The 16,819-nt window shown below is 54.8% G+C and carries 15 protein-coding genes; 6 read left to right on the top strand and 9 right to left on the bottom strand.

The features are described 5' to 3' along the window. Nucleotides 1-4: 4 nt before the first annotated feature. Genes JFL75_RS17615 through JFL75_RS17605 form a run of 3 tightly spaced genes read right to left on the bottom strand, consistent with a single transcriptional unit; the run spans nt 5 to nt 3,195 of the window. Complete coding sequence (locus JFL75_RS17615; protein WP_215627986.1) at nt 5-814, bottom strand: hypothetical protein; 810 nt, start codon at nt 812-814, stop codon at nt 5-7. After that, a complete protein-coding gene (locus tag JFL75_RS17610; RefSeq protein WP_215627985.1) occupies nt 804-2,324 on the bottom strand; it encodes a carboxypeptidase M32 in 1,521 nt (506 codons plus the stop codon). The genes JFL75_RS17615 and JFL75_RS17610 overlap by 11 nt, the downstream gene beginning before the upstream one ends. Nucleotides 2,325-2,373: 49 nt before the next feature. Next, a complete protein-coding gene (locus tag JFL75_RS17605; protein ID WP_215627984.1) occupies nt 2,374-3,195 on the bottom strand; it encodes a cytidylate kinase family protein in 822 nt (273 codons plus the stop codon). Between the two features lie 586 nt (nt 3,196-3,781). Here JFL75_RS17605 and JFL75_RS17600 point away from each other — a divergent pair. Together JFL75_RS17600 and JFL75_RS17595 are read left to right on the top strand one after the other, a co-directional pair. Next, nucleotides 3,782-5,005, top strand: a complete 1,224-nt coding sequence (locus JFL75_RS17600) for a CapA family protein (protein WP_223292695.1) — start codon at nt 3,782-3,784, stop codon at nt 5,003-5,005. A gap of 82 nt (nt 5,006-5,087) precedes the next feature. Beyond that, nucleotides 5,088-5,651 (top strand): NUDIX hydrolase, encoded by a 564-nt coding sequence (locus JFL75_RS17595; protein WP_215627982.1) that lies wholly within the window; start codon nt 5,088-5,090, stop codon nt 5,649-5,651. Here the strand turns inward: JFL75_RS17595 and JFL75_RS17590 are convergent. Then, complete coding sequence (locus JFL75_RS17590; RefSeq protein ID WP_215627981.1) at nt 5,624-6,553, bottom strand: LysM peptidoglycan-binding domain-containing protein; 930 nt, start codon at nt 6,551-6,553, stop codon at nt 5,624-5,626. The genes JFL75_RS17595 and JFL75_RS17590 overlap by 28 nt on opposite strands. Further along, nucleotides 6,550-7,656: a hypothetical protein gene (locus tag JFL75_RS17585; RefSeq protein WP_215627980.1), complete on the bottom strand. Its 1,107-nt coding sequence runs from the start codon at nt 7,654-7,656 to the stop codon at nt 6,550-6,552. The genes JFL75_RS17590 and JFL75_RS17585 overlap by 4 nt, the downstream gene beginning before the upstream one ends. A 232-nt stretch (nt 7,657-7,888) precedes the next feature. On the opposite strand from JFL75_RS17585, the gene JFL75_RS17580 reads away from it, so the two are divergent. Next, nucleotides 7,889-8,122 carry a YdbC family protein gene (locus JFL75_RS17580; protein ID WP_215627979.1) on the top strand — a complete coding sequence of 78 codons (234 nt, stop codon included), beginning with the start codon at nt 7,889-7,891 and terminating at the stop codon, nt 8,120-8,122. On the opposite strand, the gene rnhA is transcribed toward JFL75_RS17580, so the two are convergent. Continuing rightward, complete coding sequence (rnhA, locus tag JFL75_RS17575; RefSeq protein WP_215627978.1) at nt 8,119-8,586, bottom strand: ribonuclease HI; 468 nt, start codon at nt 8,584-8,586, stop codon at nt 8,119-8,121. The two genes, JFL75_RS17580 and rnhA, sit on opposite strands and share 4 nt — an antisense overlap. A gap of 26 nt (nt 8,587-8,612) precedes the next feature. Then, nucleotides 8,613-9,623, bottom strand: coding sequence for a Gfo/Idh/MocA family protein (locus tag JFL75_RS17570; RefSeq protein WP_215627977.1), 1,011 nt, complete (start codon nt 9,621-9,623; stop codon nt 8,613-8,615). 289 nt (nt 9,624-9,912) lie between these two features. Between JFL75_RS17570 and groL the strand changes: the two genes are divergently transcribed. After that, entirely contained in the window at nt 9,913-11,553 is a 1,641-nt protein-coding gene (gene groL / locus JFL75_RS17565) for a chaperonin GroEL (RefSeq protein WP_215627976.1), read from the top strand. Between the two features lie 971 nt (nt 11,554-12,524). Here the strand turns inward: groL and JFL75_RS17560 are convergent. Next, nucleotides 12,525-12,917 carry a hypothetical protein gene (locus JFL75_RS17560; protein ID WP_215627975.1) on the bottom strand — a complete coding sequence of 131 codons (393 nt, stop codon included), beginning with the start codon at nt 12,915-12,917 and terminating at the stop codon, nt 12,525-12,527. A gap of 11 nt (nt 12,918-12,928) precedes the next feature. After that, nucleotides 12,929-13,297: a cytochrome b5 domain-containing protein gene (locus tag JFL75_RS17555; RefSeq protein ID WP_215627974.1), complete on the bottom strand. Its 369-nt coding sequence runs from the start codon at nt 13,295-13,297 to the stop codon at nt 12,929-12,931. A 189-nt stretch (nt 13,298-13,486) separates the two neighbouring features. On the opposite strand from JFL75_RS17555, the gene JFL75_RS17550 reads away from it, so the two are divergent. Both JFL75_RS17550 and JFL75_RS17545 read left to right on the top strand, forming a co-directional pair. Next, entirely contained in the window at nt 13,487-15,181 is a 1,695-nt protein-coding gene (locus JFL75_RS17550; protein WP_215627973.1) for a DEAD/DEAH box helicase, read from the top strand. 3 nt (nt 15,182-15,184) lie between these two features. After that, nucleotides 15,185-16,819, top strand: coding sequence for an ABC-F family ATP-binding cassette domain-containing protein (locus JFL75_RS17545; protein ID WP_215627972.1), 1,635 nt, complete (start codon nt 15,185-15,187; stop codon nt 16,817-16,819).

Below are 16,819 nucleotides of genomic sequence, written 5' to 3'. Positions count from 1 at the left end.
CGGATCAGGGAGTTACGGGAAGTCCCGGGGAAATAAAACGGACGGTTTCTCCGTCAAATACCGCATCGCGCCGCGCTCCCGGGGGAATTGTGCCCAGGGAAAGATTGCCGCTGTATGATGCAAGTGAAATCCCCAGGCGGCCGCCGGGCACGGGAAACAAAGCGTAAAATCCGGCCAGCGGGGGTTCAGCAAGCCGGGGATCGGCATAGAGTTCCGTATCTCCCCGGCGCACAGAAGCCAGAATGCCCCGTTCTCCGCCGCCGATAAGGGGATAATACCCGGCAAAGCTGATTTTCGCGGCGGAAAATTCAAGAATGCCCTCGCTGCCGGTACCTTCTATGGGAGAAAAACCCCGGTACGCGCCGTTTCCCGCTCCATCGGCAATACTCATGGAGAACTGGTCTCCGCCGTCATTGCGGACCGCGGCCAGGGCAATTCCCCGGGTGTCGAGTACGGGAAACCTGAGAAAGGCAAAACCAATCCCCACCACGGCGATTCCGCCGAGAATAACCAGAGGAAACCCCGCGGCCCGGGGAAACCGGACGGCAAGGAGGAAAACCGCGGCCGCGGCCAGGGAAACTGCCAGAATATTTGTATCCGAAAATACGGTTCCCGCTGAAAAAACCACTGCCCCCGCCGCGGATACGACGGCGGCGGAAAGAACGCACAGGCAGACGGTCACAATCCGGCTCCGGCTCCTGGCGGAGCGTCTCCGGGGAAACACCAGATACAGCAGCAGTCCCGCGGCGGCTCCCAGCAAAGCGGCGGCCAGGTACAGCAGGTCCCGCGAAAGCGGAAGATTATCAAAATCCATAGATATCCGAATATTTGCGCTCCAGGTATTCCGCAAAGGGATCCACGGATAATTTTTCACCGCACACCTTAAAAAGAAGCTCCGCCGGTTCGAGGCGGCTGCCCCATACGTACAGGGTATCCCGGAGCCACTCCCGGATTCCGGCGAATTCCCCCTGGGCTATGGCAGCTTCCGCGTGAGGTATGTCGGCGTTCAGTTTCCGCCAGAACTGGAGACCGTACAAATTACCCAGCGCGTAACTGGGGAAATAACCGAACGCGCCCATGGACCAGTGCACATCCTGGAGCACACCGTCGGCGTTTGTCTGCGGTTCCGTCCCCAGGAGATCCCTCATGCGGGCGTTCCACGTTTTGGGAAGGTCCTCCGGGGACAGCGCCCCGGAAAAAAGCTGCTGTTCCAGTTCAAAACGGAGGATGATATGCAGCGAGTACGTGACTTCATCGGCTTCTATCCGGATAAGCGAAGGCTCCACCCGGTTGATCCCCCGGACAAAATCCTCCATGGATACGGCCTTGAGCCGGCCGGAAAACCGCTGCCGGAATTCCGGGTACAGCCCCTGCCAGAAGGAAGCGCTCCGGCCAATAACATTCTCCCAGAGCCGTGACTGGGACTCGTGGATACCCATGGAAACACCCTCCCCCAGGGAGGTTCCGCGGAGCTCCGCGGGGAAGCCCATTTCGTAAAAAGCGTGCCCCATTTCATGGATGGTTGAGAAAATGCTCGAAACCACATTGTTTTCTATAAACCGGGTGGTGATTCGTACGTCGTCGGCCCCCAATGTTGTGGTAAAGGGATGGGCGCTGGTATCGAGCCGTCCCCGGTTCTGGTCAAATCCGAGGTAATCCAGAAGGTACATACTGAATGTATGCTGCGCCCCGCAGTCATAGGCCTCCGAAAGGAAGGGAGCATGAATCTGGGGAACCGAGCCGATCCTGTTCAGCAGCGTCTTGAGCCGGAGTTTAAGGGGCTCAAAAAGCCCTTCGATTTCGCGGGCGGTAATTCCGGGTTCGTAAATATCAAGAAGGGCATCGTACACAGCCCCGCCCGCCCCCCAGTATTCGGCCTTTTTCCGCGAGATGCTGACCATTTCCGCAAGATGGGGGACGAACGCCGTAAAATCATCGTTACTGCGGGCGGCGATCCAGGCTGCCTGGGACAGGCCTTCGGCCCGGGCGGAGCTGCGCACAAAATCCGGAGGCAGTTTTATCTGCCGGTCATAGTTTCTGCGGAGTATCCGCAGGAAATCCCGCTCCAGAGCGGGGAGGCTTTCATCGCCCCGGGGATTTTCCGAGGTTGATCCCAGCTCTGAAAGGAGTTTCCCCACTTCGGGGGAAACGATCCGTTCATGGGCGATGCCCTCCAGAAGCCCAAGCTGTTCCGCCCGTTCCTCCACGGCGTCCCGGGGCAGGTACGTTTCCTGATCCCACTGAAGGAGCGCGGCGGCGTGTTCCAGGCGGCGGTATTCACTGTCAATTACATGCAGACGTTCAAGAAGTGCTTCAGTTTTCATTACCGCTCCGCAACAAGATTATTCTGACACTACCCCGCGGCAGCCGGCCTTAGGGCATTACGCTGTATTCCTGGACCACCTGGATTTCGGACTGCACCGCAGTAACCGACGGCACTTCCCGGGCGGAGGAAACAGCGGCTTCCACCAGGGACTGGGAATTGGCCACCCCGAAGAGTGTGACCGTTCCCCCGGAAACAGCGGCTTCCAGGAAATGAATGGGTATTTCTTTCTCGTACAGGATGTGGTGCACCAGCTGCTGGGCCAGGGTCATTTCCTGGATACGGACTTTGCAGAGGGATTCCACGTCATTTGTGATCAGCCGGTCCTTGAGCCCCTGAATCAGCTCCGCGCAAAGCGCCGGGTGCAGGTGGCCGGTGTTTATGGTCAGATGGTAATAATCCGGATTTTTCCATTCCATATCAAAGAAATAACGGTGGAAACCGTCCCGGTCATGGTCGCTCTGTTCCACAATCTGGCGGGCCCGTTTATCATCGCTGTGAAAATAACTCTTAACCCGTTCAACCCGGATTTCATCGGGGGCGACCAGAAAAATCGAAAGAACCCCGGGAACTCCTTTGAACACCACATTGGCGCCCCGGCCGATAAAGACACAGTTTCCCTGCCCCGCCTCGGCAAGCATGGCGGTCTTCAGGTAATGAAGGTAATCATCCCTGTCCTGTGACAGGGACGCCCAGAACGACGGCTTGCGTTCATCGTATTTTTCCAGTTTCCGCTCGGAAAATCCGTACGATTTTATCCGCTCTTCCAGGGCATGTTTGTCCACGAAACGGTAATCCAGAAGTTTAGATAATTCGTTGGCTGTCTCATCGCCGAGGGCCGCCAATTCGCGTGAAATCGTAATGATTGCCATGGTAACCTCCTTGGACTTGCGTGGCCGGACCGTATACGGATACGCCGGATCCCGGTCCGGATGGTCCCCGGGAGCACCCCTGTGCCTCCGGTACCCTTAAAGCATAAAGCGATTGGGAAAACTTGTCAAAAGGATGAGGGGGAGCACCGGGTCTTTCAAGCCGGAACGCACCCATGTTTACCGGTTCTGCGGGGCCTGTCATGTAAAGGGCGGATGGTGGTGCGTCGGCCTGCGGCCTAGAAAACCGCTCATCCGCCCTTTTACTCAAACCTTTGGTTTGATGACACCCGGCGTTGCCGCTATGGCCCGGGTGCGTTCCGGCTTAACCGGCTCGGTGCTGCCCGGTCAAGAGGGCTGCTCCCCCTCGTTTCAGCCCCGCTTCGCGGGTCTTCCACTCCCCCCACTTCGGGTTCCTCGATGAGAAGGAACGGTTCTGCATCAGTTCCGGCATGGCGCCGGGGACAGGTTCCGGAGCCGCCGTTTTCATGAAAATATACAAATTCAGGGGTATAATTATAGGTATGGATCGTATACGCCCCTGCGGAATTGCCGGTATCCGGCTCCCGGGATGGGAAGGCAGCCGCCGGTGAAAAAAAACATCCGTTTATCCCTGACGGTTTTAATTACCGCGGTATTTTCACTCAGTTTTACTGCCTGTCTCAACAGTCTTCCGGCAGAAATAACCGATCCGCCGCAGCAGATTGAGTATATCCAGCCGGAGGAAAAACCCGCCATAGAGGTACGGGTGAGTTTTTCCGCGGCGGGGGATAACCTAATCCATAACACGCTGTACAATCAGGCCCGGCGCAGAGCACAAGAAGCCGATCCGCCGCAGGAAAGGCTGTATGATTTTTCTTATATATATGAAAATATCAGGCCTTTTCTGGAGCAGTTTGACATAAACTGGATAAACCAGGAGACCCTGGTCAATGATGAGCTGGAACCATCCACCTACCCGCTTTTCTCCACCCCCGGTGATCTGGGAAGAGCCGCATACGAAGCCGGCTGGCGGGTTTTTTCACTCTCCAACAACCATTCATACGATTTTGGAACCCCTGGCATAGCCGCCACCCGCCGGTTCTGGGCATCCATGCCCCGGTATACCATGACGGCCGGACTCTATGAACGGTTTGAAAACATACCGGAAATTACCCTGCACACGGTAAAGGGACTCAACCTTGCTTACCTCGCCTATACGGAATCCACCAATGGGATGTACGTTCCGAATACCGCCGAAGCCCGGGTGATATATACATCCCAGCGCAAAATCATGGAAGACCACGTACGCCGGGCGGCGGAACTGGCGGATGTGGTTATTGTGGGTGTCCATTGGGGCAATGAGTACACCCACGTTCCGACGAAAAACCAGCGCGCCCTGGCGGAGGAACTGGCTTCCTGGGGAGCGGATGTAATTATCGGAACCCACCCCCATGTGATCCAGCCGGTAGAATGGATAGAAACCGGCGATGACGGAAGAAAAACCCTTACGGCGTACTCCCTGGGGAATTTTATATCCGCCCAGCGCGAGGCGCCCCGGCTCGTCGGTATATTCCTTACCTTTGAACTGGTACTGACCCTGGAACAGGCCGGGCCCAAGCGGGAAGTATGGATAGAAAATGTCCGGACGCATCCGGTGGTGACCCATTACGGATCCGGATTCAGCAATGTACGCAATTATCTGTTCCGGGATTACTCCGAGGAACTGGCCGCCAGCCACGGGGTCCGGCACAATGAGCCGGAATTCAGCATGAAATATATTGAAACCCTGCTGCGGAGCCACATCGATCCGCAGTTTCTGGTTCTGGACTGACACTTCCCGGCAGGACCGGCTTCGGATTGCCCTGACTTCATCCCGCTATACGAAATTAACGGAAGCGGATACTGTGATGTATATGAAAGAATATAGCCACCTTATCTGGACAGAAGAATCACGGACAGTCGTATACACATCCCCGGTATTTACCGTCAGAGAAAACCGGAGCCGGTCTCCCCGGGGAAGAGAGGGGATTTTTACGGTTATCGACGCATCTGACTGGGCAATAGTCGTGCCGGTACTGGAAAGCCCCCGGGGCAGGGAATTCGTAATGGTCCGCCAGTGGCGGCACGGGTCACAGTCCATGAGTCTTGAATTTCCCGGGGGCGTTATTGAACCCGGGGAGGATATCAGCAGGGGCGCGCTCAGGGAACTGCAGGAAGAAACCGGATACGCCGCCAGGAAAATAACAAAAATCGGAGAATTCAGTCCGAACCCCGCGCTCATGTCCAATACGGCGCATTTCTTTTTAGCCGAAGATCTGGGTGAATCGGGAAAACAGGATCTTGATGAGGATGAATTTGTCGATATAGAACTGGTAAAACCGGAGGAAGTCCTCCGAGGCATGGGGCGGCCGCCGTATGTGCACGCCCTCATGGCCTCGGCATTGTCCCTTTACCTGGCTTTAGGAAGGGGACTGTAGGACCTGCCGGCCTGCCACATGCCCTGGCGGGTTTCGCCCCGGATACTGGGAATATCCAGGATGGTTCCGGGATGAATCAGGTCGGGGTTGTTTGCTTCGGGCATTTTGGCCTTATTGGCCTCATACAGGCGCTTCCACTGGAAGGAATCACCGTAAACCCATGAGTAACCGGCAATATTCCAGAGGCAGTCACGTTCGGTTGCCCAGGTGCGCACGGTGTACTGCGCCGGGAGGGGAAGAACCTCAGTGGCGTCAGCCAGAACGTAGAGAACCCGCTGGGCGGCGGCTATGGCTCCGTCCCAGTCCTCATTGCCCCGGGCGGTCACCGCTTCATCGTATGATGTCTGGGCCTCGCCGTACCGGGCGGGATAACTCTTATCGATACCCCGGGAGGCTGCCCACGCCATGCGGTCCCTGGCCCGGGCTATGGCGTTGTCGGCGTCCCGGATTTTAAGCTGCAGCGCAACGTACTCATCGGACAGCTGGGCGTAGCGGAGGGCCTCGGCGGCGTAATTCGCCGACGCGTCGTAATCACCGTAGTCAAAGGCCTGCTGGGCCATATCCCGGAGGCGGACGCTTTCCAGGAAATACTCATTGTTGCGGATATGCCGGGGGATTATTCCGGTGGCGGCATCCGAGGACGCTGCCGCCGCGAGACTCGCCACGGACAGGAACTCCAGGGGTTCCGCGGCATCGCCCGGGTTAAACGCCCAGAGATACGCCAAATCCTCATATTCCGGAAGGTCAATCACATCGGCGGCGGGAATGTACACAAATACCGCGCCCTGGGAAAGGACCGATTCATCCAGCATGGGTTCGCACAGCTCAATCTGCTGTCCGAACGCGGCCTGGGTTCCCGCTAAAAGCGAGAGTATTACAAATAATGGGGCGAACTGTTTCATTCGGCGCCTCCTTCAAGAATAAGTTCCGCTTCCCGGGCTGTTTCGTCACTTTCGGCAACTTTTTCCTCAGCCGCTCTGATCGCATCCTCAGCCATCTGGCGTTTATAATTTGCCGCTTCCCATACAATGGCGAACATTGATTCGGACCGGCTGTACAGTCCCGCGGCTTCTTCAAATTCCTCGGTATTGTACGCCGCCGCTCCCTGGGTAAAGACGGAATCGGCCAGTTCAAACTCATGCCTGACCGCCACATTGGCTTTGATATCCAGGGCGGCTTTGCGCTCCGCCGACGCGGCGTCCCGCTGTTCACCGGCAACGGCCTGCCATGCGGTCCGCCAGACAAGGCGGTACCGGAACAGGGCTTCTTCGGCGGAATCAAGGGCAACTTCGATATTGCCGGCGTCGTATTCGTCCAGGGCATCCATGCCGCTGTTCTCCGCCAGATCGAAATTATTCCGGTCGTAGCGGACGAAATTATGGTCCATGATCGCTTCCCGGACCACAAAGGCATCGCTTCCCGTCTTGAGGGCGATGTAATAAACCAGGGCTTCCTCACCGGCGTCGATGGCGCCGTAATAATCGGCGGCGTCGAATTTCAGGTACGCGGCCTCGCCTTTTTCATCGGCAAGGTAAAATCGGTCCGGGGAAAATTCCATGGCCCCCGCGTTGAGCGCGTCCCGCCGGGCGGCCATTACATCGTCCCGCAGGGCAGCCGCATACAGGGGAAGCGCCCAGGCGGTAATATCATCAAAGGCGGCGGCGGCGGCATTGTACTGCCGGATTGCCTCGGTTACGGCATTGGCGTCGTTCCGGTTCGCTCCGCCCGCCGATGTGTACTGGGATTCCGCGGTGTTCCAGTCGTCCGGAAAATACACATCCCCTTCATAATCTATTGACTGCTGCCGGGCGGCTTCCGCCTTGGCCCTGGCAGCTTCCATGTTATTAAGTAAGTTTTGGTCAACCCCAGTGGGCTGAGTCGTCTGTTCAGGAGGAGCTTCGACAACCGGTTCCGGTTCGACCACATCTCCGCTGCTTTTACAAGAAACCATCGCTGCTGCAAGCAGAATTACGCTAAAAAGACCGAACATATATCTTCTTTTCATACACAGCTCCTGAATAATACTTTTATGAAAGTGTATTATATGCACTATTCATAATTGTATCCCCCTTTTCTTATCAAAACAAGGGTAGAAAAATAATATATTCGGCGGCGATTCTTTTTTTCCGCACAGGAAACACTAAATAATTATATTTTAGAAGTGCACTATTGGCAATTTTATTGTATCATACGTCATATTTTGAACTAATTTTGTCATACAAACTCAGGAGAGGGCCATGGCGGATATAACATTTGATGTAGTTAAGCATTTCGGAGTTCTTTCGGAGGAACGGGGCGGCTGGAAAAAGGAAATCAACCTGGTATCATGGAACGGCAGAACACCCAAATTCGATATCCGGGACTGGGCTCCGGGACATGAGAAAATGGGCAAAGGGATCACCCTTTCCCGGGAAGAAGCCCAGGCCCTGCAGGAAATTCTCGCGAAAGCCCTGGCGGAAGGCGAAAACTAAGAGGGAAGCGCCGCGGCGGCCCCGGTGGCCATCCGGTCGCATTGTTCGTTGTATTTGTTTCCCGCGTGGCCCCGGACCCACTGCCACCGCGGGGAAAACGCGGAATTCAATTCATCCAGTGTCATCCAGAGATCCCGGTTTTTCACCGGATCCTTCGAAGCGGTACGCCAGCCGTTCCGTTTCCAGGAATGAACCCATGTTGTGATGCCTTTCTGTACGTACTGGGAATCGGTGTAAACCGTAAGGGTTTCCGGACGCAGTCCGGGAATATCCCGGAGCGCCCGGAGGGCCTCCACGGCGGCGGTAAGCTCCATGCGGTTATTGGTGGTTTCCTTTTCCGCGCCGGAGTTTTCCGCGAGGACCGTTTCTTTCCCGGCGCCGTCTTTTTCAAGGACAACGTAGGCCCAGCCTCCGGGCCCGGGATTGCCGGAACACGCGCCGTCGGTATATATGTCAATTTCCATAATAAACTCCCGCAAACGAGCCGCGCTTAGGCCTGCCCCCGCGGACGGGCCACCGGTTCCCAGCCGCCGGATTCAGCGGACCGGAACAGAGCGTCAATGGCCGCGAGGTTGTCCACCGCGTCGGAAACGGGGATAGGCACCGGAGCCCCTTCAAGCAGGGCTTCCGCGAAGGCGTCGAATTCCAGAAGGTACTGGTCCGCGATTTCGGTTTCCACGCACCGGCCGCCGATATTGGTCCGGACGTGGACCCGGCCGGGAGCATCGGCATACATATTGAAGGGAAGCTCCACCGAGAGCACTCCCGCGGTTCCGTGGGCCGTGACTTCCTGGCGCGGGAACAGCTGGGTGCTCACCGAAAATACCGCCGTGCGGCCGCCGCCGAAATCGAGGATTGCCGACGCGTGGCTGTCCACGCCGAATTCGGCATCCCTGACCATGGAGCAGCAGGACCTGAGGGGCTCCGCTTCCATAAGCCGCCGGGAGGCGGAAACCAGATAGCAGCCGATATCCAGCATTCCGCCGCCGCCGAAAGCCGCGACATTGCGGATATTTCCGGGATCTTTGTTGGTATATGAATAGGTCCCGCTGACTGTCATAACCCGTCCCAGCTCCCCGGATTTTACGATTTCAAAGGCCCGCCGCCATTGGGGGTGGAAGGGGTACATAAAGGCTTCCATAAGCGGCACGGCCCGTTTTTCGCAGTACGCCGCCGCTTCCGCGGCTTCGGCGGCATTGAGCCCCAGAGGCTTTTCGCAGATAACCGGTTTCCCGGCGTCCGCCGCCTTTTTTATGTATTCAAGGTGGAGGTGATTCGGCAGGGTTATAAACACGAAATCAATATCCGGGTCCCCAAAAAGGGCTTCATAGGAACCGTAGGAAACGGGAAAATCCCATTTTTCCGCGTAGTCCCGGGCTTTTTCGCTGTTCCGGGAAGCGATACCGTAGGGTTCAATCAGGAGCGAATCCCGCAGGGGCGTTGCGACCCGCAGCCCGTAATGCCGGGAAGCGCCAAGGACACCTAAACGCAGTTTTTTCATTGCGGCTCCTCTTACAGAAAAAAATCAGGCAAACGATTGTCCGGATGATTACATTTTTTTTGTTTTTATACTACTATTATATACGGAAATATTCATATTTTTGTTCAGGTTGTTGCATATAGGGGTGTTTTCCTATTGCCGCGGTAGCCTTCATTTTAGTATTTTAGGATATAGTCCTTGTATTTCTACAATGGACAGCTACATATCACAATAAACCGGAAAAAGAGGGCAGTGAAAAAAGTTAAAGGTATGCCCGAAGACCGGTATTTTTAAGAGGAGAATAAGAATCATGGCGAAACAGTTGATGTTCAACGAAGAAGCCCGCCGCAAGTTGCTTTCGGGGGTTGAGCAGATTTCCAAGGCTGTTAAGGTAACCCTTGGACCCAAAGGACGCAATGTTCTTCTGGATAAGAAGTTCGGCGCCCCCACCGTTACCAAAGACGGTGTTTCCGTGGCCAAGGAAGTGGAACTGGCCGATCCTTATGAAAACATGGGTGCCCAGCTTCTTAAGGAAGTTGCCACCAAAACAAACGATGTGGCCGGGGACGGAACCACCACGGCTACGGTTCTTGCCTATTCCCTCGTAAAGGAAGGGCTTAAATCGGTCGCCGCGGGAATGACCCCCATTGAGCTGAAACGGGGTATTGATAAGGCGGTGGAAATTGCGGTTGAGGAAATCCGCAAAAATTCCAAGGAAATCAAAGACAAGGAAGAAATCTCCCATGTCGCTTCGGTTTCCGCCAACAACGATTCCGAAATCGGCAATACCATCGCGGACGCCATGGAAAAAGTCGGTAAAGACGGTGTCATCACCGTGGAAGAATCCAAGACCATGGATACCACCATCGAATTCGTGGAAGGCATGCAGTTCGACCGGGGCTATATTTCAGCTTACTTCGTAACCGACCGGGATACCATGACCAGCGTGTACGAAGATGTGTATATCCTTATTCATGACAAGAAAGTTTCTTCCATGAAGGACATGCTGCCCCTGCTGGAAAAAATCGCCCAGAGCGGCAAGCCCCTGCTCATCATCGCCGAAGATGTGGACGGCGAAGCCCTTTCAACCCTGGTAGTCAACAGCCTCCGGGGAACCCTGCGCACCTGCGCGGTCAAGGCTCCCGGATTCGGTGACCGCCGCAAGGCCATGCTCGAAGATATCGCCATCCTCACCGGCGGCGAAGTTATTTCCGAAGAACTGGGCCTCAAGCTGGAAAATACCGATATTTCACAGCTCGGCAAGGCCAAAACCGTTAAGATCGACAAGGACAACACCACGATCATCAACGGAGCCGGAAAAGCTAAAGAAATCCAGGACCGGATCGCGCAGATCAAGGCCCAGATTGAAGATACCACCTCCGATTACGACCGGGAAAAACTCCAGGAACGGCTGGCAAAACTCGCCGGCGGCGTAGCGGTCATCAACGTAGGGGCGGCCACGGAAGTGGAGCTCAAGGAAAAGAAACACCGCGTCGAGGACGCTCTCTCCGCGACCCGGGCCGCTATCGAGGAAGGCATTGTTCCCGGCGGCGAACTGGCGCTGATCCAGGCCGCACTGGCTCTGGACAAGGCCGATACCGCCGGTCTTACCGACGATGAGAAGGTTGGCTTCAAGATCGTAAAACGCGCCCTGGAAGAACCGATCCGGCAGATCGCCGAGAACGCGGGTCTCGACGGCGCGGTTATCGCCGACCGCGCGAAGTCCGAAAAGAAAGGCGTCGGATTCGACGCAGCCAAGATGGAATGGGTGGATATGGTTAAGGCCGGTATCATCGACCCCGCCAAGGTAACCCGCTCCGCTCTGCAGAACGCCGCGTCCATCGCGAGCCTCCTGCTCACCACGGAATGTGCCATCACCGACATCCCCGAAAAGAAAGATCCGCCCCCCATGCCCGGCGGCGGAATGGGCGGAATGGGAATGGACTATTAATCCAGCCAGAAAAGTAGGTTATTGCGACTTAGAGGGACCGCTGAAAGGCGGTCCTTTTTTATTGCTGGCGCCCATTCCGACGCCGGTGTTTCCAAGCGGCGCACCGCGCCGATGGGCGGTACCCGCAGTGCGGCGGCAGCGCCGCACCCTTAATCACTACCTTACAGAGCCAAACGCGCAGCGTTTGATGGGAATGGACTACTAATTAACCCGTAAAAAAAATATTGCAGATAAAGGGTCGCCGAAAGGCGATCCTTTTTTATTGTCGGCGCCTATTCCGCCGCCGGTGTTTCCAGGCGGCGCATCTGCGCCGATGGGCGGACTCTGCGTGCGGCTGTATAGCCGCACATTCCATAACTTCCTCTAGAGCCAACCACGAAGTGGTTGAACCCGCAGGGCGGCGGCATCGCCGCACCCTTAATCACTACCTTACAGAGCCAAATGCGCAGCATTTGATGGGAATGGATATCGTTGAAAAACGGTTTTATTTGATAGTATAAAAAAGCAATATAAGTATTATTAACGGTTCAGGCTTTTCAATCCGTGGGAATTTGGTACAAAGGATAAACAAAATGGACTTAAAACTTGTTTGCTCTATTGGTACTGTGCTGTTCCTTCCATTCCTTTTTATCTTTTATATATCGAGGAAGGTAGTTCAGAAATATTTTAATCCGATCGCCGGAGCAATTTTCATGATTCTTTGCGGGGTACTCCTGCACATCTTTTTGGTACACCCGGGCTATATTACCCCGTGGGCGCCTCCGGCAGGATGGCTGCTCTGTTTCGTTCCGGTCTTAGTCCTCAACAACTGGAAGGCATCAGGTTTTTTGGGCAGGCATTTTATTCTCCTTGTACTTACCCTCTTTTATATCCTGCCGCCGTTCGTTGTATCGCTGGCATTGTCCCTGATCCATCTGTACGCTTCCTGAATGCGAAGTAAAAAATAAAAAGCCCTCCGGAGAGGACTTTTATTACGCAGTAATATAGTAAATCAGATTCGGAACGAAAAGATGAACCAGGATAAAGCAGAAGGTAACCAGCGCTAAAATCCTGTGGACTCTCAGAAGTCCCGGCTTTTTAAACAGATAAAACGTATGACCAGCAGCGGCGGTGATGACCACAAAAAACCAGAGGATGGTTCCCGTATGGAGCCTGAATCCTCCCATTGCCAGATATCCGTGAATAGCGGGGACAATCACGAATGCCGCCCCAAGGGGTTTATGGATTAACCGCAGCCCCTTCATAAATTTCGTGAACCCCGGTCCTTTGAGATGGAAGAACCACTGGTTCAGCCGTCTGAACCAGTAGGGAGCGGTTACTATTATAAACAGCGCCAGACTTACAAAACCAAGGACCGCATACATGGAGCTGCCTCCTATTTCTTCAAGGTGCCCACCACCGGAAGTTTCGATAAAACAGAAGTTCCGTGGGGCGACTTCTTGATTTCCTCGGTGAGATCCTTGCCCGCTGTAAGACCCTGGTAATGCTTCCCGCCGGCCCACTGGGGAACATTGGTTACATCGTAAACCGTACCGTCCACCGCTACGTAAGCCGGGTTCCCGTTAGTACCGTTGTAACGGGCAAGTTCTTCAGCGGTGAATGTCCGCGCCTGGGTATTGCCCGCCTGGGCCGCCGGCGCTGAACCGGACTGGTTATTGCTCTGGCTTTTGTTCTGGGCACAGCCTGCGGCGGCAACAAGAACCACGCAGAGTACTGCCATAATAATCCTGCAGTTCGTTTTCATACATTTCCTTTTTTAAATGGTTTCCGGGAACTTTCCGGGCAGCTGCCGTTTTAGTTCCACTTTCCAAGTATATTCACTGCTGCCGGTATATTTCAAACAAGAAGCGGACCGATATGATCTCTGTCATAACCGCCCGCCCCGCATGCTACTTTTCACTATTACAAAAAAAAGGTATAAATGTACCATAATATGGAATTTAATGAACTAAACTTACACCCCGACCTCCAACGGGGCATCGCCGATGCAGGCTACGTTACCTGCATGCCTGTTCAGGAACAGGTACTTACCAACGCTTTTGGAGGGCAGGACCTCTACGTCCAATCCCAGACCGGAACCGGAAAAACCGCCGCTTTTCTGATTGTTATTTTCCAGCGGCTGCTCACCGAACCGCTTCTTAACGGCAAAAAGGCCCTTATCATGGTTCCCACCAGGGAACTTGCGGTCCAGGTTGAAGAAGAAGCCCGGGTTCTCGGCAAATACCTTCCCTTTAAAGTAGGAAGCTTTTACGGGGGCGTCGGGTACGCCCATCAGCAGAAACTGCTCCGGGAAAACGCGCAGGTCATGGTAGGGACCCCCGGACGGGTACTCGACCTGAACAGCTCGGGATACATGAATCTCATGGATCTGTCATTTCTGGTTCTGGATGAAGCTGACCGCATGTTCGACATGGGGTTTTATCCCGATCTCCGGAAACTTATCAGAGTTGTTCCCCCGGCGGACCGCCGGCAGACCATGCTCTTCAGCGCCACCTTGAACGCCTATGTAAAAAACCTTGCATGGGAGTATACCAAGGAACCGGTGGAAATCGAGATCGCGCCGGAAAAGGTCACCGTAGAGGAAATAGACCAGGTGCTCTACCATGTTCCCAGCAATGACAAGATGAAGATGCTCCTGGGCATCATGGAACGGGAAAAGCCCGAAAGCGCCATCATCTTCTGCAATACCAAACGGTACGCTGAAATCGTGGCGAAACGGCTGCGGATAAACGGGTACGAGTGTGAATTCATCATGGGGGATCTGCCCCAGTCAAAACGCCTCAAAATAATCGAAGACGTCAAAGCCGGAAACACGAAATATCTCGTCGCCACCGATGTGGCCGCCCGGGGTCTCGATATTGAAGGTCTCGCCCTGGTGGTCAATTACGATCTGCCGGTGGAATCCGAAAATTACGTCCACCGCATCGGCCGTACCGCCCGGGCGGGAAAAACCGGCAGGGCCATCACCTTTGCCAGCGAGCAGGATGTTTATGAACTTCCGGATATTGAAAAATACATCGGGAAAAAAATCCCCTCGGAAATAGCCACGGAAGAACTGTACGGCGCCGATAAAAGTGAAGGCATGCGTATCCACACGGATACCTATGACGACCGGCACGATGACCGCCGCCGCGGCCGGAGGGACGGCGACCGGGGCAGAAGCGGACAGCAGCGGGACGGCGGACAGGGCCGGTCCCGGACAAGGAACGACGACCGGCGGCGGCAGGGCAATGAAACCAGAAAGCCGCCCCGGCGGGAAGCCCAGGGAAATCCCCGGCAGAAACCCGGGGAAGACCGGAATCTTTCGAATCTTTCCTTTGACGAGCGCATGGCGTACTACAAAAAGAAATACGACGCGCCCTCGAAGGAAGCTTCCGGCGGCGGTGCCCATGGAGCTTCAGCGAAGGGAAAAGGCGGCGGACGGAATCATCCTCAGGGCAATAAGCAGCGCCAGGGGAACAATAATAACGACCGGCGCCCCGCCAATAACCGGCAGAATCAGGAACGGAACAGAACGGCCCCAGGGAAAAAACAGGAAACCCGCCAGCCGGCGCCGGCGGCAAAACCCGCGCCCGCGAAAAAAGGTCTGCTCGCCCGCATTAAAGGTTTATTCAAGAAGGAGTCCTGATCCGTGATCACAGTAACAGATCTCAGTCTCGGCTTTGGAGAGAGAACCCTCTTCAAGGATGTTAATTTAAAATTCACCCCGGGCAACTGCTACGGGATAATCGGCGCCAACGGCGCCGGCAAATCAACCTTCATCAAAATTCTTTCCGGAGAAACCGAACACGACAAGGGTGAGATTTCGGTCAGCTCCGGTGAGCGTATAGCGGTCCTCAAGCAGGACCACTTTGCCTTTGAGGAATTTACGGTCATGGAAACCGTTATCATGGGTTACCCGAAACTGTACAAAATACAGAAGGAACGGGAAACCATTTACGCCAAAGAGGATTTTACCGAAGAGGACGGCATGCGGGCCAGCGAGCTGGAAGCCGATTTCGCCGACCTCGGCGGATGGGAGGCGGAATCCCAGGCCGGCCAGCTTCTTTCCGGGCTCGGAATTGATGAAGCCGACCACGAAAAACCCATGTCCGAACTGGATGAAACGAAAAAAGTCCGGGTTCTGCTGGCGCAGGCCCTGTTCGGTAATCCCGATATACTCCTCCTGGACGAACCTACCAACGGACTCGATCTGGAATCGATTTCCTGGCTGGAGGAATTTCTCATTGATTTTCCCAATACGGTAATCGTGGTTTCCCACGACCGCCACTTCCTCAATTCGGTTTGTACCCATATATGCGATATCGACTTCGGGAGAATCTCCATGTATTCGGGTAACTATGACTTCTGGTACCAGATGAGCCAGATGCTTCAGCGCCAGGCCAGGGACCAGCAGAAAAAGAACGAGGAAAAAGCCAAGGAGCTCAGGGAATTTATCCAGCGCTTCGCGTCGAACGCCGCGAAAAGCCGTCAGGCTACCAGCCGGAAGAAAGTTCTGGAAAAGCTGGACCTGGAAAATGTGGTGATTACCAGCAGGAAGTTCCCGTATATTGCGTTTAAACCGAACCGGGAAATCGGCAACAACGTTCTCCGCACCGAAAAATTGAACTATACCAGCGAAGGCGCGGAGCTGCTCAACGATTTTACCGTAATGGTTAACAAAACCGATAAAATCGCCTTTGTGGGAACGGAACACCAGGCGAAAACAGCGCTGTTCGATATCATCAGCGGAGAGGCCAAGGCCGATTCCGGGGATTATTACTGGGGACAGACCACAAGTGTCGCGTATTTTCCCAAGGAAAACAGTTCATTCTTTGATTCGGACTATTCCATCACGGACTGGCTCAAGCAGTATTCACCGGACCAGGATGATACCTACATACGGAGTTTCCTGGGGCGGATGCTGTTTTCGGGCGATGAGGCCCTTAAGCCGGTAAATGTGCTTTCCGGAGGAGAAAAGGTCCGGTGCATGCTGGCAAAGATGATGCTCTCCGGAGCCAATGTGCTTATATTCGACGAACCAACAAACCACCTCGACCTGGAAGCCATCACCGCCCTCAACAAAGGCCTGGAGGATTTTCCCGGGGTTATTCTCTTCAATTCCCATGACCATGAATTCGTCAATTCCGTGGCCAACCGGATTATTGAAATTGTTCCCGGAGGAATGATCGACAGGATGATGCCCTTTGACGATTATCTGAAAGATGAGTCGGTTAAGGAACTCCGGTCCCAGGCGTACCACCATACGGAACGCCTGAGCATTTAA

This window comes from Breznakiella homolactica, from assembly GCF_016616095.2.
GTDB classification, from domain to species: domain Bacteria; phylum Spirochaetota; class Spirochaetia; order Treponematales; family Breznakiellaceae; genus Breznakiella; species Breznakiella homolactica.
This window is presented reverse-complemented; position numbering and strand designations above follow the sequence as displayed.